Source organism: Paenibacillus sp. MMO-58 (assembly GCF_037146255.1).
Classification (GTDB): Bacteria; Bacillota; Bacilli; order Paenibacillales; family Paenibacillaceae; genus Pristimantibacillus.
The window spans coordinates 312,432-335,119 of the sequence record NZ_JBBCVY010000002.1 but is presented as its reverse complement, the minus strand read 5'-3'; the positions used below and the strand labels follow the sequence as shown (position 1 = coordinate 335,119).

The 22,688-nt window shown below is 50.3% G+C and carries 16 protein-coding genes; 13 read left to right on the top strand and 3 right to left on the bottom strand.

Annotated elements, in window-relative coordinates; genetic code table 11:
* The first annotated feature begins 28 nt into the window (after nucleotides 1-28).
* The 3 genes from WFJ73_RS07435 to WFJ73_RS07425 all read left to right on the top strand — a co-directional run bounded on the left by WFJ73_RS07435 (nucleotide 29) and on the right by WFJ73_RS07425 (nucleotide 4,943).
* Complete coding sequence (locus WFJ73_RS07435) at nucleotides 29-2,620, top strand: LuxR C-terminal-related transcriptional regulator (RefSeq protein ID WP_336772436.1); 2,592 nt, start codon at nucleotides 29-31, stop codon at nucleotides 2,618-2,620.
* A 14-nt stretch (nucleotides 2,621-2,634) separates the two neighbouring features.
* Nucleotides 2,635-3,525, top strand: a complete 891-nt coding sequence (locus WFJ73_RS07430) for a helix-turn-helix transcriptional regulator (protein WP_336772435.1) — start codon at nucleotides 2,635-2,637, stop codon at nucleotides 3,523-3,525.
* Between the two features lie 137 nt (nucleotides 3,526-3,662).
* Nucleotides 3,663-4,943 (top strand): glycoside hydrolase family 27 protein, encoded by a 1,281-nt coding sequence (locus tag WFJ73_RS07425; RefSeq protein ID WP_336772434.1) that lies wholly within the window; start codon nucleotides 3,663-3,665, stop codon nucleotides 4,941-4,943.
* 47 nt (nucleotides 4,944-4,990) lie between these two features.
* Here the strand turns inward: WFJ73_RS07425 and WFJ73_RS07420 are convergent, their stop codons facing one another.
* The 3 genes from WFJ73_RS07420 to WFJ73_RS07410 are packed head-to-tail and all read right to left on the bottom strand — an operon-like array spanning nucleotide 4,991 to nucleotide 9,296.
* Nucleotides 4,991-5,944: a sugar ABC transporter substrate-binding protein gene (locus WFJ73_RS07420; protein ID WP_336772433.1), complete on the bottom strand. Its 954-nt coding sequence runs from the start codon at nucleotides 5,942-5,944 to the stop codon at nucleotides 4,991-4,993.
* Entirely contained in the window at nucleotides 5,941-7,488 is a 1,548-nt protein-coding gene (locus tag WFJ73_RS07415; protein ID WP_336772432.1) for a response regulator transcription factor, read from the bottom strand. Before WFJ73_RS07415 ends, WFJ73_RS07420 begins: the two co-directional genes overlap by 4 nt.
* Nucleotides 7,489-7,502: 14 nt before the next feature.
* Nucleotides 7,503-9,296 carry a sensor histidine kinase gene (locus WFJ73_RS07410; protein WP_336772431.1) on the bottom strand — a complete coding sequence of 598 codons (1,794 nt, stop codon included), beginning with the start codon at nucleotides 9,294-9,296 and terminating at the stop codon, nucleotides 7,503-7,505.
* Nucleotides 9,297-9,539: 243 nt separating this feature from the next.
* Here WFJ73_RS07410 and WFJ73_RS07405 point away from each other — a divergent pair, with 243 nt between their 5' ends.
* From WFJ73_RS07405 to WFJ73_RS07360, 10 genes are all read left to right on the top strand, one after another.
* Entirely contained in the window at nucleotides 9,540-10,598 is a 1,059-nt protein-coding gene (locus WFJ73_RS07405; protein ID WP_336772430.1) for an ABC transporter substrate-binding protein, read from the top strand.
* A 75-nt stretch (nucleotides 10,599-10,673) separates the two neighbouring features.
* Complete coding sequence (locus WFJ73_RS07400; RefSeq protein ID WP_336772429.1) at nucleotides 10,674-12,179, top strand: sugar ABC transporter ATP-binding protein; 1,506 nt, start codon at nucleotides 10,674-10,676, stop codon at nucleotides 12,177-12,179.
* A gap of 3 nt (nucleotides 12,180-12,182) precedes the next feature.
* Nucleotides 12,183-13,223: an ABC transporter permease gene (locus WFJ73_RS07395; protein WP_336772428.1), complete on the top strand. Its 1,041-nt coding sequence runs from the start codon at nucleotides 12,183-12,185 to the stop codon at nucleotides 13,221-13,223.
* Nucleotides 13,216-14,178 (top strand): galactofuranose ABC transporter, permease protein YjfF, encoded by a 963-nt coding sequence (gene yjfF, locus WFJ73_RS07390; RefSeq protein ID WP_336772427.1) that lies wholly within the window; start codon nucleotides 13,216-13,218, stop codon nucleotides 14,176-14,178. The genes WFJ73_RS07395 and yjfF overlap by 8 nt, the downstream gene beginning before the upstream one ends.
* Nucleotides 14,179-14,210: 32 nt before the next feature.
* The gene (locus WFJ73_RS07385; protein WP_336772426.1) at nucleotides 14,211-15,260 is read left to right on the top strand and encodes a substrate-binding domain-containing protein; all 1,050 of its coding nucleotides are present in this window, start codon (nucleotides 14,211-14,213) and stop codon (nucleotides 15,258-15,260) included.
* A gap of 144 nt (nucleotides 15,261-15,404) precedes the next feature.
* Nucleotides 15,405-16,211, top strand: a complete 807-nt coding sequence (locus tag WFJ73_RS07380) for a class I SAM-dependent methyltransferase (RefSeq protein WP_336772425.1) — start codon at nucleotides 15,405-15,407, stop codon at nucleotides 16,209-16,211.
* Between the two features lie 5 nt (nucleotides 16,212-16,216).
* Nucleotides 16,217-16,672, top strand: coding sequence for a GyrI-like domain-containing protein (locus WFJ73_RS07375; RefSeq protein WP_336772424.1), 456 nt, complete (start codon nucleotides 16,217-16,219; stop codon nucleotides 16,670-16,672).
* A 395-nt stretch (nucleotides 16,673-17,067) separates the two neighbouring features.
* Nucleotides 17,068-17,568: a hypothetical protein gene (locus WFJ73_RS07370; protein WP_336772423.1), complete on the top strand. Its 501-nt coding sequence runs from the start codon at nucleotides 17,068-17,070 to the stop codon at nucleotides 17,566-17,568.
* A gap of 143 nt (nucleotides 17,569-17,711) precedes the next feature.
* Nucleotides 17,712-19,907: a cadherin-like beta sandwich domain-containing protein gene (locus WFJ73_RS07365; protein ID WP_336772422.1), complete on the top strand. Its 2,196-nt coding sequence runs from the start codon at nucleotides 17,712-17,714 to the stop codon at nucleotides 19,905-19,907.
* 202 nt (nucleotides 19,908-20,109) lie between these two features.
* On the top strand, nucleotides 20,110-22,524 hold the full coding sequence (locus WFJ73_RS07360; protein ID WP_336772421.1) for a WD40/YVTN/BNR-like repeat-containing protein: 2,415 nt from the start codon (nucleotides 20,110-20,112) through the stop codon (nucleotides 22,522-22,524).
* The last annotated feature ends 164 nt before the right edge of the window (nucleotides 22,525-22,688 follow it).

Below are 22,688 nucleotides of genomic sequence, written 5' to 3'. Positions count from 1 at the left end.
TGATATGTCGGACTTAGAAGGAGATCGTATGTTATTCTCTGAACCTATTCTATTAAAAACAAAAATACGGCTTCCTGTTGTTAAGAAAAATCTTATTATCCGGGAGCGGCTGCTTGATTCGCTGGAGCAAGGGATGCAGGGCCGAATGGTGACGGTGTGTGCTCCGGCGGGCTCCGGAAAGTCTACGTTAATAGCACAATGGGCTCAATCCGCCCGAATTCAAATCTCGTGGGTTTCTCTGGATGAAAGAGATAATGATGTAGCGAGATTTTGGCGTTATGTATTAAATGCTTATATGGAAACGGGCCCATCCTCTTTAGCGGATTCGCTTTCGTCTGTTGGAGCATTCGTATCGGGCACAACGGTAAATGCGGTCATCGATACGCTTCTGAACGAACTGGCTGCCGCTCAAGATCCAATAGCCCTCGTGCTGGATGATTATCATCATATTGAACAGGCTGAAATTCATTACAGCTTGTCTTACTTTATAGAATACTTGCCATCCCATCACCGGATTATTATTGCAAGCCGGGGAGAAATCTCCTTTGACGCGGCCAAATGGCTTGCAAGAGGAGAACGAACGGATATCGGCATGCAGCAGCTTCATTTTACCCAAGAGGAGACGCAAGAGTTTTGCAGATCGGCAGGGATTTATTTGGAGCAAAGGCATACCCGCAAGCTGTTCGAGAAAACGGAAGGATGGGTTGCGGGGCTTCAGCTGGCTTCCATCTCGCTTCAGGCTCAACAGGATATTGAACGGATTATCGCTGGCTTTGACGGAAGCAACGAAAAGGTCTCCTCTTATTTGTTCCAGGAGGTGCTCGACAAGCTGCCTTCGGACATTACGGAGTTTCTCCTTCAAACCAGCGTATTCGAGCGCATGGACGCGGAGGTGTGCAATCAGGCGTTTAACCGTTCGGACAGTCGCGAAATGCTGGAGCAGCTTCGTATTCTCAATTTGTTTGTTATTCCGCTGGATAATCATAACGGCTGGTTCCGGTACCATTCGCTCTTTGCCGAATTTTTGAAGAACCGTCTCCGCTCCCGAAGCCTTGAGCAATGGTTGCACTATCATTATGCGGCTAGTCAGGCGTTTGCTGCCAGAGGGATGCTGGATAAGGCGATCGACCATGCGATAGCGGGAGAAAGCTACAAGGATGCTGCAGAGAGGTTGGAACAATATATTCCCGATGCGTTGAAGCAAGGCGAGCTTGCTTCGCTGCTTGAACGCATTCAGGCAGTCTCCGAACATATCCCGATCCCGGCGAGTTTATTAATGTATCAGGCCTTTGCTCATCTGTTGATGGGGCAGATGCATTTTTCCGCGGAGACCGTTGAGAAGCTGGAAAGAATGTACGAACAGCCCGATTCCGCGGGTGAGCTTGAACCGTTGCAGGGAGGCATGCTATTCCTTCAATCGAATCTGCTCTTCTATACGGGGCGTTACGAGCTGTGGGATTCGTTTGTCGGCTACCGGCTTCAAGGGGTGCTGCCGGAGGATCCCATCTTCTATAACTTTAATTACAATATGATTGAGCCGCTCGTCAGACGGACGGCTTTTGGCTTGAAGGGCATTTTGTCGGCCGATACCGAACGGATCGGACAGCGGTTCGTATCCGTACTGGAGCAGCACGGGTGGGGGCAATCGCTCATTAATTTGTATGTCGTTCAAGCCTTAAGCGAAGGCTACTACGAATGGAACAGGCAAAGCGACAGCCTGCAGCTCATTCGCAAAATCGAGCTGTCCGACAGGGCCAGACAGACGGCAGGCTTGTTTATTCCTAACCGGATTACGCTGTCACGCCTTTACGCCGCTGACGGACAGTATCGGAAAGCGCATGTAGCGATTGACGAAGCCATCCAAATGGCGGACCAAAAAGGCGAGTATCACTGGCTGTATCCGCTGCGCGCAAGCCGTGCCCATCTCTATGTGAAGGAAGACAATCTTTCGGAAGCCAAAGCGGAGATATCCAGACTGCGCATGTCAGACCGCATTCAACCGGCGTCTAACCGTTGGACCGAGTATACCGTGTATGCCAGAATACTGACCGCGCAAGGGAAAACAACCGAGGCTTTGAAGCAATTGGAATTTATCAAGTCTTCAATAGAACAGGATCCTTGCTTCCTTATTCGGACAGAGATCAGCGTTGTGCAGTCGCTCGCGGAATATCAGCGCGGCAATCGCGGCGCGGCTTTGCAGCTTCTTCAAGAAGCTCTTGCCATTGGCGAGCAGAACGGTTATATTCGCAGCTTTGTTGACGAGGGGATTCAAATGAAGAAGCTGCTGCAGATGTATGCGGAGCAACGGCAGCGAGAGGCTGAAGAAGATGAACCGTCGTGCGTTTCGCTAGCATATGTGAAGAAGCTGCTGGATTGCTTCCCGCAGCAGGAGAATCCCTCCCAGCCACAACCGGTACTGGTAGAGCCTTTAACGGAGCAGGAAACCTTTATCCTGCAGTTGCTGGGACAAGGTGCTCCTAACAAACAAATCGCGGCCAAGCTGGCTTTAAAGGAAGGCACGGTAAAAGTATACCTGTCCAGGATCTACGCCAAGCTTGGCGTATCCTCCCGGACACAGGCACTCGCGGCAGCCCGCCAGTTGGACGGGCCAGCCGAATAAAGCGGGGAATAAGAATGAACGCAGGTCAATTAACAAGCACGGGAACGTTTGGATTCCGTTTTACAATGCCGGAGCATCTGGCCCTATGCAACCTGTTTGCAATCGGACAAGATGTCATTCGGGACCAGCATTACCGCTGGGACGGTTTGACCCGGAATGACGGACCGCTGCTATTGTTCCAATATACGTTTGACGGAGAAGGGATTTACGAGAAGGGGACGGAGACCTTCCGTATTCAGGCGGGACAAGCCTTTATGACGGAGATCCCCGGGGATCACCGCTATTATTTTCCGCCCGAAGTATCGCATTGGTCCTTTATATTCGTATTAATTCGTCCTTCTCTCATTCTCCCGAATTGGGAAGAAGTGAAGAAGCAGCTGGGTGAAACTCCTTTCCTGCCGGCAGGAAGCCGTCCGATACGGCTGCTGCAGAGCATGTACGAAGAAGCTCAAGCCGGCCGGATCAAGGAGCCTTATACGGCTTCTTCCTATGTGTACCAGTTCATCTCCGAGCTATGCCGGTTCGCGCTTGCCCCACAGGAGGATACAAGGGAATGGCCGCTTAAGGTGAAAGAGGCAGTCGCTTATATTGATGCGCACTACGAAAATATGATCAGTCTGGATCAACTGGCCGACCAGCTTAGCTTATCGAAGTATCATCTGCTTCGCCTGTTCACCAGAACGGTTGGCATGTCGCCTAACGATTATTTGAATCAGGTGCGGATTAAAGAGGCGATCCGGCTGCTGAAGGAATCCGACTGGAGCGTGGAACGGATCGCGGAGCAGGTGGGCTATTCCGGCGGCAGTTATTTTATTAAATGGTTCCGCAAAATTACGGGTGAGACGCCGGGTCATTTCCGTAATGGAGAAGGCCAGCTTGTCTATAATCGGGTATATTTCGACTAATAGCTACAGTCGGAAGAGCGCAATATTTTACTATAATTGAAGCTAGATTACTGTAGATGACCTGATCCGATTGGAATTAATATAGGAATATAGCAGCAATTCATTCCTATTCATTCTTGAAATACAGGAGGGTCATTATGCAGCATCTTGAATTTGCCCCAACACCGCCGCTCGGGTGGAACAGCTGGGATTGTTACGGCGCAACCGTAAGGGAAGACGAAGTCCGCGGTAATGCCGATTACATGGCGCAGCATATGAAAGCTTTCGGCTGGGAGTATGTCGTTGTCGATATTCAGTGGTACGAACCGGGAGCCGTATCGGATCTTTACCGTCCTTTTGTCCGGCTTGAAATGGATGATTATTCCCGGCTTATTCCGGCAGTGAACCGGTTCCCGTCCGCTGAAGGCGGTCAAGGCTTCAAACCGCTTGCCGATTATGTGCATAGCCTTGGACTCAAGTTCGGCATTCACATTATGCGCGGGATTCCGCGTCAAGCCGTTCATGATAATACGCCAATCAAAGGCACCTCGGTAACGGCCCGAGATATCGCGCATACCTGCTCCTTCTGCGGTTGGAATACGGATATGTACGGCGTGGACGCAAAGAAGGAAGGCGCGCAGGAATATTACAACTCGCTCTTCGAAATGTACGCCGAGTGGGGCGTTGATTATATCAAAGTGGATGATATCGCCGACTCTTGGCTGCATGGCGGGGCGCATCTCGGCGAGATCGAACTGATTCGCAAAGCCATTGATCATGTAGGGCGTCCGATCGTGCTTAGCTTATCGCCTGGTCCAGCACCTGTGAAGCATGCGGATTTCCTGGAACAGAACGCAAATCTGTGGCGGATGACGGATGACTTCTGGGACCGCTGGCCGCTGCTGCTCGACATGTTCGACCGCTGCAAAACCTGGGAAGGGCTTCCGAAGCCTGGCAACTGGCCGGACTGCGATATGCTTCCGCTTGGCCGCATCGGCGTCCGTTGTTCGCATCCGGACCGTATGACCAACTTCACGCGCGACGAGCAGTTGACGATGATGACCTTGTGGTCGATCTTCCGTTCCCCGCTTATGATGGGCGGCGAAATGCGCGATAATGACGAATGGACGTTGTCTCTCTTGACGAACTGGGATGTGCTGCATATGCACCGAACCAGCTTTGGCGCAAGACAAGTATCGCGGATTGGCGATAGAGTGGTATGGTCGGCGGAAGGAAGCAATGGGGAACGTTATGTTGCATTGTTTAATACCGGTGAAGAAGAGACGGAAGTATCCGTATCCTTCGGCGATTTGGGTATGGACGGAGAAGCAAGCATTAAGAACTTGTGGACCGGCGAAGTAATCGGTACGCAAAGCTCCTCGTTATCTTCGGTTATTGCGCCGCATGGTGCCGCTTTGTACAGACTCGACACCGTATAAATATAAATGGCGAACTCCATTGGGGCTCGCCATTCTTCCTATGAGCGTTACTTCAATTGGTCTGCACGAAGCTCAGCGATCCCCGTATTCATCATGGAATCTACCTTCTCTCCATTGCTTGCCCGGAGCAGGGTCTCTACAATCATCCGTCCCCAAATCGTCTCGTTCTGCGAGATGAGGGCCGCAAGCTGTCCGTTAATCAAGGCATCATTGTTTGTGGAGGTAATCCCCATTGCTATAGCCAGCCGGTTTAACCCTTTTGCCTTCCAGATTAAGGTAGACGCGGAAGCGGAGATAAAGTCGAGACCGACCATGGCGTCAAAATGGGGATGGGCATCAATCATATTCTCGATATCGCTCATCGCTTGCTCTTCGCTGCCTTTATTATAATGAACCTCCAGCACGTCTATGGACGATTCCTGAGCCAGATAGTCAAGAAAGCCCTCCAGCCGCTGCTTCATTCCAAGCATTTCCTCCATGCCGTTCTCCACAATGATCATGCCTTTATGGCCAAGCAGACGGCTGACCGTCATGGCGTTTTGACGTCCGGTCATAAAGTTGTCTGCTCCGATATAAGCGGTGCGTTTGCTGTCTGGCGCATCCGATTCGAAGGTAACGACGGGAATCCCGGCCGCCACTGCTTTATTTATGACGGGAGCAAGCGCCTCGGAATCGACGGGGGATATGGCAATACCGTCAATTCCCTGTTTGATCATGGATTCCATAATGCGAATTTGCTGCTCGGTATTCGCCTCATCCGGCGCATTAACGATTAACGCCACATTGTTTTTCGCTGCGGTTTCGTTAGCGTTAAGCGTAATAAGCTCATAAGTCGGATAGGTCATCGGATAAATAATGCCAAAGGTTTTATCCTTCGTAAAGCTGCCGTTTGGCGAAGGGGAGCCTTGAGCAGCAGACAATGGCTGTTTTCCTGTACCGATGTTGGAACAGCCGCCAAGCAGCAGGGTGATCATGATAAAAAGTCCCGTCAGCCGTCTCATGCCGTCTCATCCTTTTCTCCTTGGTTGCGGTATTCCTTGGGTGTCATGCCCGTCATTTTCTTAAACAGATTGGAGAAATAATGAGGGTCATTATAGCCCACCTCAAAAGCAATCTCAAAGGACTTGCTGCGGGTCGTCTTAAGAAGCTCCATCGCCTTGCCGATTCGGATCTGCGTCAAATATTCGGTAAGCGTCTGACCGGTTTCCTGGCTGAATACTTTGCTCAGATGGCTAGGGCTGATCCTCACATGGGCAGCCATCATTTTGAGCGATAATTGTTCATTATTGTATTGAGCCTGAATGTGATCCTTCACTTGCTTGATCACATCCCCGTATTTGTCGGAGGATTCCGACCGCCACTGCCAGAGCTCTTGCAGCAGACTATTCAAATAAGAGCAGCAGTCCTCCCAAGCTGCTATTTTTTTAATCTCCTGCTGAAGCCGGGGTGCGCTGCAGCCCGGATCTGCACCGGTACGGAAGGTTTGCTTCGCGCAGCGCAGCGCCTCCAAGGTGAGGTCATTGAACAGATAGAAGCTGTAGCTGCTTCTAAAAGGAAGAGATTTTAACGGTGCCGCAAACTCCCTTACAAAAGTATCCCGCTCTGCGGGAATGCCAATCTTCATAAACTCAAGGAACTGATTGCGGTTGATGACAATGTCCATCGGCTCGTGAATGTCAAGGAGCGAAGCTTGGTTAAGCCGGGTAAGCCGGCTAATATATTTGTCTTCTTCCGCTTCCAGGTAGGAAATATGAATGCCCTGTATCCGCTCGTGTTGACTGCCCATTCCGGCGTAAATTTCGCAGCCGAACTGCTGCTCGAGCTGTAACCGGATATCGGTGTTGAACGTATGGAGAAACCCGGTTAGGCTTTCCGCGGAATTGCTCTTGAAAATAGAGACAAGCTCTGTCTTGCTGCGGTAAAAGGATAAGCATTCGATCGATTGTTCAAGCTGTTGATCAAGCTCGTTTCTGACGCTGGTCAATAGCTGCGGGTCGGCAGAATCAGCCGGTCTGACCTCCAGAATGACGGCGGCATAGAAGCGTGAGGTGAGGGGGAGATTCAGCTCTTTAGCCGTTTCAATCGCTTCCGAAGTGCCTATTAATCCGCCGCACAGGTCTGCCAGCAGCCTTTCTTTCGTAAGCGTCTGTCCTTTGAGCCGCTTCTGCTCCTCATCAATCTTAACGCTGACTTTACGGAGAAGCTCAATCAACTCGGCCGCGCTGACCGGCTTGAGGCAGTAGTCCTCGACACCAAGGCGAATCGCGTTTTGGGCATAACGGAATTCATCATGGCCGCTCATGATAATGACTTTGATATGAGGCATCTGTTTGCGGACAATGGCCGTTAATTCAAGTCCGTCCATAAACGGCATCTTGATGTCGGTAATCAGAATGTCGGGCTGCTGCTCCTCGATAAGCGGCAAGGCGATCTCTCCGTCCGGGGCGTCGCCGCAGTAGATAAAGCCTTCCTTCGTCCAGTCGACGCAGCTTCGGATATTTTCGCGAATCAATATTTCATCGTCAACGATCATCACTTTTTTCATCGTTATGACCATCCTTATTTTTTTGGAATACGAACGGAAATTTTGCTGCCTTCCCGGTAGACGCTTTCGATCTCGACCCCATACCGCTGGCCGAAATACAAGCGGATCCGTTGATGCACGTTTTGCAGGCCAAACCCGCCTTCCTGATCATCCTGCTTTACGGCAATAGAATCGACGGGCTGATCCAGTTCCTCCTGCAGCTCGACAAGCCTCTCGGGGGTCATTCCAATCCCGTTGTCTTCGACCGTAAGAACCAGATCGCGATCCTCCACATGCCCGCTGATTCTGATCATCCCTTGGCCGCGTTTGTTTTTGATGCCGTGATAAATGGCGTTCTCTATCAAAGGCTGCAGACTCATCTTCAGAATAGGGTAGACCTGCAGCTCGGGATCAACCTTAATCTCGTATTGCAAAATGTCATGATATCTCATCTGCTGGATGACCAGGTAAGTATGGGCATGCTCAAGCTCCGTCTTAACCGAGATCCAGTCCCGGCCTTTGTTCAAGCTTAACCGGAAAAACCTTGCCAAGGCCTTGACAAGCTTGATAACGCTTTCTTTTTTCTCCGCTTCCGCCATCCATATAATCGAGTCCAAGGTGTTGTACAGAAAATGGGGGTTAATCTGGGCTTGAAGGGTTCGCAGCTCCGCCAGCTGCTTCTGTTCCTGCTCCCGCCGGTTTTTTTCCATCAGACTTTTGATCTCTTCAATCATCCGGTTGAAGCTGTTGCCCAAGTCGGCAATTTCATCGGTTCCGCTTGGCGTGACCTTCGCATCGAGGTACCCGCTGGAGGCTTTGCGCATTTTGTTCATCAGAATTTGTATCGGGTGGGTCAGCCGGTTCGTCAAGAAGAAATACAGCGTTAACGCAAAGACCGCGCTGAGCGCAACGCTTACGATAATAAGCTGCCGGATGCCATTCGCTTCGGCGATAATTTCTTGAAAAGGAACAACGCCGACAATTTTCCAACCGGTTATTTGGGAGGTGCTGTACACGATGAACTGAGGCTTTGCTTTGGTGGAGAGAACAAAGCTGTCGCTTGTAGCGGTCATCGGTTCTTGATCGATCTGTTCCAGAATAGCAGGTGAGGCCGCAGGGGACTGAGGCTGGAACACGGTTGCTCCGTATTGGTCATTAATATAGAAGAAGCCGGTTTTGCCGATAACGGTATTTTTGAGAAAATCGTCAATCATCGCTTCATTGAGGTCAATGACGATAAAACCGATTACCTCATGGGTAATCCGTTGCTTGATCGCTGCAATAATGGACAAAGCATTCTGTCCCGGATAAGTGAAACCGTCCAACCGATTGGAATCGGAGGAGGATGACTCCGGAATTCGAAGGACCGCATCGGGATATTGCGTCAAATATTGAAAATACGGATTGCGTAGAGGATTTCGGTCAAGCTGGAAGACGCCTTTCCGTTCGCTGATGCCTTTTCCGTAAAAATTGACCATCGATATGTTCAGCACTTTGTCGTACTTATAGGTTTCGCGGTAGAACTTGAACGTCTGAAGAATGGATTTGGCTTCCTGATACGTCTCGGATTGCGAATAGAGAAATTGCAGCACTTGCGGATCTTTCCCCATCTCGAGAATTCTCTCGGTATCCCCGAACAATATATCCATATTGCGTGCTAATTGATCGGCGACCAGCTGGGTTGAGGCTTTACTATGATCGGAGACCGTGTTGTACGATTTCTGATAGGAGATGAGGCCAACCACCAGTAAAGGAACCGCGGTAAGAATAATAAACATGCTCAGCAATTTGGCCCTAAGGCTCGACGTAATCCATTTGATGAGCTTCATTGGCTGCTCTCCAATTGAGGATGAAATTTGTTTTCTTATTATAGCATGAAATTTTATGCTTTTAAGAGATTCGCGGTATAGTGCACCTTTTGCGTAAAAAATTACACTTTACGCTCCCGGTTGCCCGGAAGATGCCAAAAGGATTCAACGATTCTCCAAACGGACTCCGTATTTTCGCTCACCGGAACGGTTCTATACTTGAATCACGCCAAACATGGTGAACGAAAAGGGAGGATTAACCTGATGAAGCTAAAGAAAAGATGGGGACTTGCGGTAACGCTTGCCGTTATGGTGTCTATTGTAACCGCTTGCGGAGGTAACGGGGGCAACAACGGGAACAACTCGAACACGGCAAATGCAACCAATAAGCCGGCCGAGACGGCTGCGGCTCAAGAAACGGCAAGCAGCTCGGGAGCGGGCGATAAGAAAATTACGCTTGGCTTCTCGCAGGTAGGGGCGGAGAGCGGATGGCGTACGGCCAATACGAAGTCGATACAGGAATCGGCGAAAGAAGCCGGGTTCGATCTGAAGTTCTCGGACGCCCAGCAGAAGCAGGAAAACCAGATTAAAGCGATTCGTTCCTTCATTCAGCAAAAGGTTGATGTTATCGCCTTCTCTCCGGTAGTGGAATCGGGCTGGGATACGGTGCTGAAGGAAGCGAAGGATGCAGGCATTCCGGTCATTCTGACGGACCGTGCGGTTGATTCGGCTGATACGTCGCTGTATAAGACCTTTATCGGTTCGGACTTTATTGAAGAAGGCAAGAAAGCCGGTCAATGGCTCCTAGACCAATACAAAGATACGCAGAAAGATGTCAATATCGTCGAGCTGCAAGGAACAACGGGCTCCGCACCGGCAAATGACCGTAAAGCGGGCTTCCAGGATACGATTGCTTCGAATCCCAAGCTCAAAATTATCGCTTCCCAGACCGGCGACTTCACTCGTGCCAAAGGAAAGGAAGTTATGCAGGCTTTCCTGAAGGCGCATAAAGATATCGACGTTCTGTACGCGCATAACGACGACATGGCATTAGGGGCTATTCAAGCGATTGAAGCCGCAGGTCTTGTGCCGGGCAAAGACATTATTATCATTTCGGTAGACGCTGTTAAGGACGGGATGCAAGCCGCGGCAGACGGCAAGATCAACTTTATCGTGGAATGCAATCCTCTGCTTGGACCTCAATTGATGGAAGCCGCTCAAGCGGTCGTAGACGGCAAAGGGATTGATGCGCGTATCGTAACGAACGAAACAACCTTTACATCCGAGCAGGCGAAGGAAGCTTTGCCGAGCCGCCAGTACTAATAAAAAGAATGAAAAGCCGCCTGGAGCACCAGATTGCCGCTGGGCGGCTTTTTATCTTGGAAAGGAGAGAGCAGCATGCAAGCACCTATTCTTCAAATGACCGGAATTACCAAGCGGTTCCCCGGCGTAAAGGCCCTGTCCAATGTGGATTTTCGGCTGTTCCCCGGCGAGGTTCACGCGCTGATGGGAGAGAACGGCGCAGGCAAATCGACCCTCATTAAGGTGTTAACCGGCGTCTACTCGATCGATGAAGGTACGGTTACGATCGAGAATCAGGCGGTCTCGATCGGCGGTCCATTAGAGGCTCAGAGAGCCGGGATCAGCACCGTCTATCAGGAAGTGAATTTATGTCCGAACCTGACAGTGGCCGAAAACATTTATATAGGCAGAGAGCCAAGAAAATTCGGCAGAATTCTGTGGAACAAGATGAACAAGGAAGCCTCGTATCTTCTGAAGGAACGATTGAATCTGAGCATTGACGTTACGCTGCCGCTCCATGCTTATTCCGTCGCTATCCAGCAGCTTATTGCGATTGCCAGGGCTCTAAGCATTTCCGCTAAAGTGCTTATTCTCGACGAACCTACCTCCAGTCTGGATCAAAATGAGGTACAGCAGCTGTTCAGCATCATGCGCAAGTTGAAAAATGACGGACTGGCTATTCTGTTCGTTACCCATTTCCTCGATCAGGTCTATGAAATGTCCGACCGGATTACCGTTCTCCGGGGCGGAGAGCTGGAAGGGGAGTATATGGCAGCCGGGCTGTCGCGCATTGAGCTTGTTCTGAAGATGATTGGCAAGGATCTTACGCTGCTGGAAGAGCTGCCGAAGCTGTCTGAAGAGGCCGGGGATACAGTGGGGAACACGATGATTACCGCAACCTCGCTTGGCCGAAAAGGAGCGATTAACCCGTTCGATCTTGAGATCCGTAAGGGAGAGGTAATTGGATTAGCAGGCCTGCTGGGCTCCGGCCGGACGGAGATGGCAAGACTGCTCTTTGGCGTAGACCGGCCTGATCAAGGGAAGCTGCTTGCCGGGGAATCCGGCAGTCCGGTGAAATCGCCAAGAAGCGCTATTGATCTTGGCATTGCTTATTGCTCGGAGAACCGGAAGACCGAGGGTATTATAGACGACCTGACTGTCCGTGAAAATATTATCCTTGCGCTGCAGGCTGCAAGAGGCTGGCTCCGGCCGATCTCCCGCAAGAAGCAGGATGAAATCGCAGACCGGTATATCCGGATGCTTAACATTAATCCTCCGAACCCCGAACATCTGATTAAGAACCTGAGCGGCGGCAATCAGCAGAAGGTACTGCTTGCCCGCTGGCTGCTGACGGAACCCGACCTTTTGATTCTGGATGAACCAACGAGAGGGATCGATATCGGAGCCAAGGCGGAGATTCAGAAGCTGGTTCTCTCGCTTGCGAAGCAGGGAATGTCGGTTCTCTTTATTTCTTCGGAGCTGGAAGAAGTCATCCGCGTCAGCGACCGCGTGGCTGTACTGCGAGACCGTTCCAAAGTCAAGGAGCTTGGCAGCGGCGAAGTGAACCAGCAGCAAATTATGCAAGCGATGGCAGGGGGATAAGCTATGGGTGGCAAAATGTACCGGCATCATTTGTTCTGGCCGTTAGTTGTGCTTGGGGCGCTGCTGTTATTTAACCTCATCTATTCGCCGGATTTCTTCTCTCTAGTGATCCGAGGCGGCAACTTATACGGCAGCTTGATTGATATACTTAATTTCGGGGCTCCTTTAATTCTGGTCTCTATCGGAATGACTATTGTCATTGCAACGGGAGGAATTGACCTTTCCGTTGGTTCCATCGTTGCGATTTCCGCCGCTATGGCTTGTCTGACTATAAGCAAAGGCACGGATCAAAGCTCCATGCTGCTTGTAATTGGGGCGGTGTTGGCCTCCATCGCGCTGTCTATCGTGCTTGGCTTGTGGAATGGCACGCTTGTTACGGTCACGCGTATTCAGCCTATTATTGCGACTCTTATCTTAATGGTTGCCGGGCGCGGTATTGCGCAGTTAATTACCAGCGGGCAAATTATAACCATATCCAATTCGAACTACGAATATATCGGCGCGGGTTCGCTTGCTTCCTTGCCGTTTTCTATTTTTATCGTTGCGGCCGTTCTGTTGTTTGCCTCGCTGCTGACACGAAAAACAGCCATCGGATTGTTTATTGAATCCGTCGGCAGTAATCCGGAGGCTAGCCGGCTTGCCGGCCTTCGCTCCAGAACCGTTATTTTGACTGTCTATGTGTTCTGCGGCTTATGCGCGGGAATAGCAGGACTGATTCTAAGCTCGAACGTATCCAGCGCGGACGGAAACAACGCCGGTCTATGGTATGAGCTGGATGCCATTCTGGCTGTCGTAATTGGCGGAACCTCTTTAAATGGCGGACGGTTTTATTTAATGGGAACGGTTATTGGCGCTTTGATCATTCAGACTTTGACCACCACCATCTATATGATTGGCGTTCCGCCCGAAATTACGCTTGTCGTCAAAGCCTTTGTCGTGCTAGCCGTATGCCTCATTCAATCCGAGGCCTTCCGCCAGACGTTGATTACCCGCTGGAAAAAGAGGAATTACCCTGCAGAACAGGAGGTTACCCGCCATGCTTAACCGCAAATACGTTCCGATTCTTGTGACCTTTGGCTTGCTAGCGGTCATGTTCGCCGCGGGATCATTCCGCTACACCGGATTTTTCTCCGCACAAGTGCTGTATAATCTGCTCATTGATAATTCGTTTTTAATTATTACGGCCGTAGGGATGACCTTCGTCATTATTTCCGGCGGCATCGATCTGTCGGTCGGCTCCGTTATTGCCCTCACCACGATGATTTGCGCCACTTTGGTAGAGCGGCATGGCTGGTCACCGGCGCTAGTTATTCCGATGGTTCTTATCTTCGGGGCTTTATTCGGGACTTTGCTTGGGGCCATTATTCATTATTTCAAAATCCAGCCGTTTATCGTTACGCTTGCCGGAATGTTCCTAGCCAGAGGGATCTGTTACATTATCAGTATTGATACGATTACGGTAACAAACGGCTTTTTCACCAGGGTAGCCCAAACCAAGGTATCGCTGCCCGGCGGCAATATATCGATTAACGTCATCATCGCGTTGGTTGTTGTTCTTGCCGCTATTTATCTGGCGCATTATACGAGATTTGGCCGCAATGTGTATGCGATTGGGGGAAGCGAACAGTCCGCGCTCTTAATGGGGCTGCCGGTGGCCAGAACGAAAATATTGGTCTATACGTTCAGCGGCTTTTGCTCGTCTCTTGCGGGAGTGGTGTTTACTTTCTACATGTTATCCGGATACGGTTTGCATGCGATGGGATTGGAGCTTGATACGATTGCGGCGGTTGTTATAGGCGGAACATTGCTGACCGGCGGTGTCGGATACGTCGCGGGAACCTTAATTGGCGTATTGATACAGGGGGTTATCCAAACTATAATAAGCTTCGAAGGAACGCTTAGCTCCTGGTGGACAAAGATCGTGATCGGTTTGTTATTGTTTGTGTTTATCCTCTTCCAGAGGCTGCTCAGTGACCGGCGGGTCACGTTAAAGACATAGTTATTCCGTAATTTCAAGGGGGCGGAACGGTAATGAAGAAGCTAATCTATCTTTTATTTGGTTTGTTCATGATCCTACTGCTCCAAGGCTGCACTTCCCGGGAGGAAGCGACTGTCCCCTCGCCGCCCTTAGACAGCGAAGCGCCGCCAGCCATAAGCGAATGGCTGAAGAGCTCTGCCTCGAACGTAAATCCCGGTAAAACGATAACTCTCGGCTTCTCCCAATTGGGAAGCGAAAGCGCATGGCGCCTCGCCAATACGGCCTCTGTCCAGGATGCGGCTGCCGAGTCGGGTATTCGGTTAGTTTTGAGAAATGCGGAGCAGTCCCAATCCAAGCAATTCGAAGCCATCCGCTCTTTTATTGAGATGAAGGTGGATGTGATCGCTATTGCTCCGGTCGTGGAATCCGGCTGGGAGGATATTCTTCGTGAGATTAAGCAGGCCGGGATTCCGATAGTCATCTTGGACCGCTCGGTTGACGTGAAGGATACGTCCCTGTTCGTCACGACAATTGGCTCTAACCTTTATGAAGAAGGCGTAAGGGCGGGCAAATACCTTCTTGACCTGATGCGCAGCCAGCCTGGCCCGATCCGGATCGCGGAACTGCAGGGAACCAAAGGCTCTACGCCTTCCATTCAGAGGGGAGAAGGATTCCGCAGCATTATTAAGGCAAGAAAAGATATGGTCATTACGCAAAGCGCACCCGCCGACTTCACGGAAGAGGAGGGCAGAGAGGTTATGCGGACCTTCCTGAAAGTTCCGGAAAACGAGCGTCCGCAAGTATTATTCGCTCACAATGACGATATGGCTCTTGGCGCCATTGAGTCTATTGAGGCAGCAGGCCTAAGACCTGGTGTCGATATTATAGTCATTTCGGTTGACGGCTCCCGCAAGGCGCTGCAGCAGCTTGCGGCAGGCAAGCTGAACGCCGTGGTGGAGTGCAATCCGCTGCTTGGGCCTCAGCTTATGCAGACGGTCAAAGAGATTATGGCCGGAAGGACGCTGCCTAAGCGAATGGTGCCGCCGGAGGATGTCTTTACGCAAGAGAGAGCGGCGCAAGAGATAAGCAAACGTAAATTCTAGCAATTAGGGATAAACAGAAAATCCGCTCAAGGCGGATTTTTTTCTTTTTGCCAAGTTCCGTCTCGTATATAATAGATCTGGTTATCTTTGGAAGTTTAGCTTTGGAAGTTCTCGGAGCCGTCTATCAGGAGAGGAGAGGTTGGTTTGCAGGAGCAGTTAGTGAAGGCAAACAAAATGGCTTGGGAGACGAAGGCTTATGAAGCTTGGGTCCGGCAATACGGTACCCCCGTTGAATTGGCCGAGACGTTAAGACAGACGGGCATTCATAATCTGCGTTATTGGCTGAAGTACATAGGCGATCCGGCGGGGAAGCGGGTGCTTAATCTGCTGGGATCGCATGGCAGAAAAGCGATTTCGCTGGCCATGCAAGGAGCAGAGGTTACGGTCGTGGATTTATCCGCGGAAAATCGGAGGTATGCGCTGGATGTTGCGGCTGCGGCCGAAGTAAAGCTGAACTACATCTGCTCGGATGCCCTGTCTATTCCGGATGAGGAAGAACTGGGACAATTCGATATTGTCCTGATGGAGTTTGGTGTCTTGCATTACTTCTCCGATCTGAATGCGATCTTTGATGTTGTCCGCCGAAGGCTGCGCACGAACGGAAGATTTCTGCTGACGGATTTCCATCCTTTTGCACGAGCCTGGGTAACCTCAAGAAACCTCACTGAGCCAAGCGGCAATTACTTCGAGAAAGGGATTAAGGAGGGCGATGTTGCTTTCGCCAAGCTCCTGCCGGAGGAAGAAAGGGAAGGTCTTGGCAAAGTGCTGGCCTGCAGCTGGACGGTTGGCGATATTTTGTCGGCGGCGGGTGCAGCCGGTTTATTTATTCGAGGCTTTGAAGAAATTCCGAGTTCAGCGAACCCAAATTTTCCCGAGTTCTATACGCTTGTTGCCGACAAGATCGATATCGCTTTGGCGCCGCTTTATCCAAATCCAAATGGGGAGAAGTGATTCGCGTGACCAATAAGCAATTGGAGCAGGTTGAGATTGTTACATTGGAAGAGAAGCATTTTGTGGGAGTGGCGGTAACAAATGCGTTCAGGCGCGTAAATCCTAAAAGCATCCAGGAGGTTAATGATCTTTTTCTGTCCAGAATTAAAGAGATTCCGAATGTGATTAATTCAGGCAGTTATGTTTGCCCTCATTTTGCCAACGATTTTTTGTTCACTTATATATACAGCATGGAAGTATCCCGAATTGACGAAGTTCCCGAAGGAATGCTTGGCTTTTCCGTTCCGGGACAGAGCTATGCCAAGGTAAGGTCAAACGAACAGGATCCTTATGCGTTGATCAAGGCAGCCCTGGAAGCGATGAATCTTAAAAACAATACGAGATCTCTAGCGCTTGAAGTATTCCGTTTCGGTGAAGAACAGCATGTTCGCAATGCGGATGTGTATGTTCCAATTTTGTAGAAGCACATCTCTAGAGAGAGTAGAGTTATAGATTGCAACCGGAGAATCCGGATTGACGGGACCAGCGGACCCGCAGGTCCAGCAGCAGGAGCAGCCGAAGCAACGGGTAAATCCGTCCTTTCTAAATGATGGGACAGAAATAGTTCTTTTGGACAATGACCGAACAAAATAGGCCAGAGCAAAGTTGTTTGTCGGTTATGTACAAGCGTGCTGAGCATAGAGTAAAACTAACGCAAGATTAAGCCTCAGGAGGCAGCCGTGATGGCAGCCTTCTTTTTGCTGATAATCACCGATTAGGCGTCGGATTTGCGGGAAAATTGAAACATTTTGGCTTGTACCAGCGTTATACTTAACATAAAAAGGTATAGTCACGGCACGCGAAAGGGGCGACTGAATTGCAATTATTTTTTCGTGAAAATTTTTGGAATGCCGGTGTGACGGAGATTTTAAATGAGCAGGAGCAGCAGGTCGGGCAGTTGGATATGAGAAGCGCTTTTAGCTCTGCCATCGATATCTATGGAGCTAACGGCGAACTGCTCTATAACGGGAGGTTCCCTTTCTTCTCGGGCAAGTGGGAGGTCAGCGGGGCGGACGGAGAGGAAGCAGGAGTGCTTAGAAGCAGGCTCTCGTTTTTCTCGAAAAAATATTCCTATGAGACGATAGGTCGCGGTGATTACGAGATTATTTCGCCGGCCTTTTCGAGAGAATACGATGTAATAGATGAATCCGATAACGTTGTCGCCCAATTCAAACAAGTTAACGGATGGTTGTCGTCCGGTGCTTTCGTGCTCGATAATCAATGCGAATTTCTGGATTCCTACGAACTAATTGCCGTAATCATCGGCATGCATGCCATGCAGAAGGCTGCAAGCAGCGCGGGAACCGCCGGGACTTAAATGATAGAAGACGCTCTAATTAGGGGCGTCTTTTTTTGATATTCAGATCTATGCATTCCACAATCTTTATCATATAATTTGGTAGAATTATGTCGAATATTACATACATAAAGGAATGGTCTAACATGCAGTTAAAAAAAATAATGACAATTCTATTGATTGTCTGTCTCGTGCTGCCATTGCCAATTAGGCATGCTGCCGCGGCAGGAAATGATGTCAGCGTACAAGCAGTAAGCGTGGGTGGCGAGCTCTATCCGTCGTTTTCGAACAATGTTTCGGATTACGAGGTTTACATGGATAAAAGCTCGAATCCAAATACCCACATTGGCTTGTTGGTGAACGATAATCAAACGAAACTGGAATACCGGGTAAATAGCGACACTTGGAATCCGATCGGGAATTGGACTTCGAGCGGAAATTTATTCATGAACCCGGGGCTGAATTTAATAGAGGCGAAAATTACTTCCGCCGATAATACGGCAACCCGAATGATCAGCTTTCATGTTCACCGGCCGCTGCCAAACGATTCTACCGTTAGGAAATTAACGGTGTCGGAAGGAGCTTTATCGCCGGGCTTTGATTCTGCTATTACAAGCTACACCGTGAATGTCCCGTATACGACGTCTTCGATTGCTTTTGCTCCGACTCTCGCGGATGAGGATGCTTCAGCGACAGTAAATGGCCTAGTTGCGATAAGCGGTCAGGCGAGCGATGCCGTTAATCTTAATGTCGGCAGCAACAGCATTCCCATAATGGCGACGTCTGCAGATGGCAGTACGGTAACAACCTATTCGGTAAACGTAGTTCGTGCAGCGGCTAGCTCAAATGCCGATCTATCCATTCTGAATCTATCGGCAGGTAATCTACTTCCGTTGTTCTCAAGCGGCACAACCTCCTATACAGCCGAGGTAGCTAACAACGTATCGTCAACGGCCGTAACGCCAACATCGGCGGAAGGTCACTCTACTATTCGAGTGAGCGTTAACGGTGGAACCAACGAAGCGGTAATTAGCGGAACGGCAAGCTCAAACTTGCCTCTCTTTGTAGGTGACAACCTCATTAAAGTCCAAGTTACAGCACAGGATGGCAGCGCCGAAAAGACCTATAGTATCAGCCTTCATCGCCGCAGCGCGAATGCGGATTTGTCCAGCTTAAGCTTATCGGCCGGAAGTCTGAATCCGTCGTTTAACAGCGAAGTGACGGAGTACGATGTCGAGGTGCCAAGCGCAACCGCCAGCTTCACCTTTAAGCCTAAGGTGGCGGATCCCTTGGCCAAGGTAGAATGGCAATCCGGCATCGGCACGTATACCAGCCTAGCCGATAACACGGACTGCCCTGAGATCCCGCTGCAGGATGGATTAAACACATTGCATATCAAAGTTACAGCTGATGACGGCAATGCGAAAACTTATACAATCCGCATCGAGCGGCAAAGCAGTAATGCTAAATTAAGCAGCTTGACGGCATCCGAAGGGACATTAAACCCAGCATTTGACGAAAATACTTTCACCTATAACGCAAGTGTTGCTTATGCCGTTGATTCCATTACCTTGAAGCCGGTTGTCGCCGAGAGTCACGCTACCGTGGAGTTGAGCTTGAATCACAGTGCGTATTCCAGCCTTGCAAGCGGGGCGAACAGCGTTCCGCTTAACTTGAATCAGGGCAGCAATACGATACAAATTAAGGTGACCGCCCAAAGCGGTGCAGAACAAATCTATTCGGTCATTCTCAACCGAGGATATGCGCCAACTTCGCCGCCTCCGACTGTAACACCAGATCTTCCGGCCCAGCCCGTCGGCTTTAACGATATTGCCGGTCACTGGGCAGAGAAGCTGATTGTTAACGGAGCCGAGCAGGGCTGGATAAGCGGTTTTCCGGATGGAAGCTTCAGCCCAGATCAAGCTGTGACCCGTCAGGAGTTTGCCGTTATCGTAACTAACGCATTAGGCCTGAAGCCGGATACGCAAGCTGGCAGCCATACCTTCTCGGATCAATCGGAGATTGCGCCATTTGCGAAAGATGCCGTAAATCTTGCTTATCAGAAGGGTATGATTAAAGGATATGAGGACGGCAGCTTCCACCCGAATGCGGAAATAAGCCGAATGGAAATGGCGGCAATTCTCATGCGTGCGGCTGGAGAGCAGGCAGTAACGGCTTCTACCGGTTTTGCAGACGATAGTCTCATTCCTTCATGGGCAAAGTCGCTTGTAGCGGCTGCTTACGATGCGGGAATCGTTAACGGAAGAGGCAACAACCGATTTATGCCTTTGGCTGCGGCTACGCGAGCAGAGGCAGTAACAATGGTGCTTCATTTGCTCGATTACAACAAATCGCATTAATGGGAAAGCTTCTTCGAATGTTTCATTTCGGAGAAGCTTTTTTAATGAAATCAGCCATAAATAACCACTAATTTTGAACTGAATTTACATATAAAACCAAGGGTATCCATGGAAATTGCTTTCGTTGTACGATAACAGCGGCACATAAGAAAGCGTTTTCAATTAATGTGCTAAACCAAACTTTCACAGAGGAGAAGGTGTAATGAGGAAAAAGGTTGCAGGTATCATTGCTATTATCGCGCTAGCAGCTAGTTTGTTCAGCAATGGAGTTATGGCCTCATCCGGCAGCAAATCGCAAGCTTATGACTGGGGGAGAGTAAAGACGGTTGGCGGAGGATTTGTCCCCGGTATCATCTACAATCCTTCCGAGAAAGATCTTGTATATGTCAGAACGGACATTGGAGGAGCCTACCGTTGGGACAAGAAGACGAATACCTGGAAGCAGCTGCTTGATTGGGTCGGCTATGACAATTGGAATATGGCCGGCGTGGAGAGCCTTGCAACCGATCCTGTAGATCCGAACCGGGTATACATTGCCGCAGGTACATATTCAAACGACTTTACGGATCAGAATGGGGTTATGCTGCGCTCCACCGATAAAGGGGAGAATTGGAAAAAGACCGAGCTGCCGTTCAAATTCGGCGGCAATATGCCCGGCCGCTCGATGGGCGAACGTCTAACGATTGATCCGAATAATAACAGCGTTCTGTATTTTGGCGCGCGGAACGGCAACGGATTGTGGCGAAGCACCGATTACGGCGCGACTTGGAGCAAAGTCGCCTCTTTTACGGCAGGGCAAAACGTGAAGGATTATTACGGCGGCGAGGTCGGACCGGTATGGATCGCCTTTGATGCGTCAACAGGGAAAAAGGCTGATGCAAAGCATAAGAAATCGGCGCAAACGACGCAGACGATTTACGTGGGAGTTGCAGACACGGAACAAAGCATTTACAAAAGTACGGACGGCGGCGCGACCTGGGCACCGGTTGCCGGACAGCCGCATGAAGGCTTTGTTCCTCATCATGGCGTAATTACGGCAGACGGGAAGCTGTATATTACGTATAACAGCGCGATTGGCCCTTACGACGGTCCGGCGTGGAACGGAACGAAAGCCGGTTCGGTCTGGAAACTCGATACGAAAAGCGGGGCGTGGACGGATATCAGTCCGGTTGTCATTGCGCCAACCGATACCAGCGGAGTCCCTTCCTATCCGTTCGGGGGGCTTGCGGTAGATCCTTCCAATCCGAATACGGTGATGGTCGCAACAATGAATATGTGGTGGCCGGATGAGCATATTTTCCGAAGCACGGATGGCGGAGCGACCTGGACGTCCTTCTGGACGATGGGGGAAGGCTATTCGAGGGTGAATAAGTATGATCTGGATTACTCGCAATCCCCATGGCTGGATTGGGGTAGAACGTCGAGTCCGACCGATGTCGAGCAAAATCCGAAGCTTGGCTGGATGATCGGCGATCTCGAGATTGATCCGTTTAATCCGGACCGGCTTCTGTACGGAACAGGCGCAACGCTATTCGCTGCGGATCATTTGACGGCGTTGGACCGCAATAACGGGGATAAAGTACAGGTGTCCGTACATGCGGAAGGCATTGAGGAAACGGCTGTCCTCGGTCTGATCAGCCCTCCGGACGGCGCGCATCTGATCAGCGCAATGGGCGACATCGGCGGCTTCCGGCATGAAGACCTGGACAAAGCGCCAACCATGATCACGAACCCTTACTTTGGAACAAGCACGGATCTGGATTACGCCGAGTTGAATTCGAACTTAATCGTACGGGTAGGCAATGCGGAGAACAAAGATGCCAGGTTGGGCTTCTCTACCGATAACGGGGTAACCTGGACGCCAGCCGCGAATGCGTGGACAGATGCTGACGGGGATAAAACGCAGGGCGGAACGGTTGCCCTTAGCGCTAACGGAAGTACCATTGTATGGGCTCCAAAAAGCGCTTCGGCAGACCTTAGCAGACCGGTTAGCTACTCGAAAGACCATGGGCAGACCTGGAAAGCTTCGGCCGGCATTCCGGAGGGAGCAACGGTATCATCGGACCGCGTTAACTCCTCCAAATTTTACGCATATGCGGACGGGGCTTTCTATGTAAGCAAGGATGGCGGGGCAACCTTTGTTAAATCCGTCAAGGCGGTTAACCTGCCATCAAAGCTGAACAGCAAGTTTAAAGCGGTTCCGGGTGTTGAAGGCGATATTTGGCTGGTTGCGGCGAAGGATAATACGAACACGCAAAGCGAATACGGCATTTTCCATTCTACCGATTCGGGTGCCACCTTTACGAAGTTGAAAAATGTGCAGGAATCGGCGATGATCGGCTTTGGCAAGGCTGCACCGGGTCAATCGTATATGGCGATATATATGAATGGGCGTATCAACGGCAAATTTGGATTCTACCGGTCGGATGATGCGGGCCGCAGCTGGATTCGGATCAATGATGATCTCCATCAATATGCGAATGCGACGCAAGCCATTACCGGCGATCCGCGCGTATACGGGCGCGTGTATATCGGTACTAACGGTTTTGGCATCGTGCGGGGAGATATCGCAGCCAACAAACCGAAGCCGGGGAATAGCGGACCAAAAGAAAAATAAACGAGGGTAGACGATAAAACATCCGGTACGGGTTGTACCGGGTGTTTTATTAGCGTTGGTATTGAAATCGATTTCAAACCAACAGCACACACTACGCAAGTGATTTTCATATATTTAATGCTATAAAACGGCACTTTTCAAATGAAAGCGGTTAATTTCTTTTT

Bases quoted from the DNA above. Each gene is read 5' to 3' on its own strand.
- WFJ73_RS07435 (WP_336772436.1), top strand. From the start codon at position 29: ATGTTATTCTCTGAACCTATTCTATTAAAAACAAAAATACGGCTTCCT.
- WFJ73_RS07430 (WP_336772435.1), top strand. From the start codon at position 2,635: ATGAACGCAGGTCAATTAACAAGCACGGGAACGTTTGGATTCCGTTTT.
- WFJ73_RS07425 (WP_336772434.1), top strand. From the start codon at position 3,663: ATGCAGCATCTTGAATTTGCCCCAACACCGCCGCTCGGGTGGAACAGC.
- WFJ73_RS07420 (WP_336772433.1), bottom strand. From the start codon at position 5,944: ATGAGACGGCTGACGGGACTTTTTATCATGATCACCCTGCTGCTTGGC.
- WFJ73_RS07415 (WP_336772432.1), bottom strand. From the start codon at position 7,488: ATGAAAAAAGTGATGATCGTTGACGATGAAATATTGATTCGCGAAAAT.
- WFJ73_RS07410 (WP_336772431.1), bottom strand. From the start codon at position 9,296: ATGAAGCTCATCAAATGGATTACGTCGAGCCTTAGGGCCAAATTGCTG.
- WFJ73_RS07405 (WP_336772430.1), top strand. From the start codon at position 9,540: ATGAAGCTAAAGAAAAGATGGGGACTTGCGGTAACGCTTGCCGTTATG.
- WFJ73_RS07400 (WP_336772429.1), top strand. From the start codon at position 10,674: ATGCAAGCACCTATTCTTCAAATGACCGGAATTACCAAGCGGTTCCCC.
- WFJ73_RS07395 (WP_336772428.1), top strand. From the start codon at position 12,183: ATGGGTGGCAAAATGTACCGGCATCATTTGTTCTGGCCGTTAGTTGTG.
- yjfF (WP_336772427.1), top strand. From the start codon at position 13,216: ATGCTTAACCGCAAATACGTTCCGATTCTTGTGACCTTTGGCTTGCTA.
- WFJ73_RS07385 (WP_336772426.1), top strand. From the start codon at position 14,211: ATGAAGAAGCTAATCTATCTTTTATTTGGTTTGTTCATGATCCTACTG.
- WFJ73_RS07365 (WP_336772422.1), top strand. From the start codon at position 17,712: ATGACAATTCTATTGATTGTCTGTCTCGTGCTGCCATTGCCAATTAGG.
- WFJ73_RS07360 (WP_336772421.1), top strand. From the start codon at position 20,110: ATGAGGAAAAAGGTTGCAGGTATCATTGCTATTATCGCGCTAGCAGCT.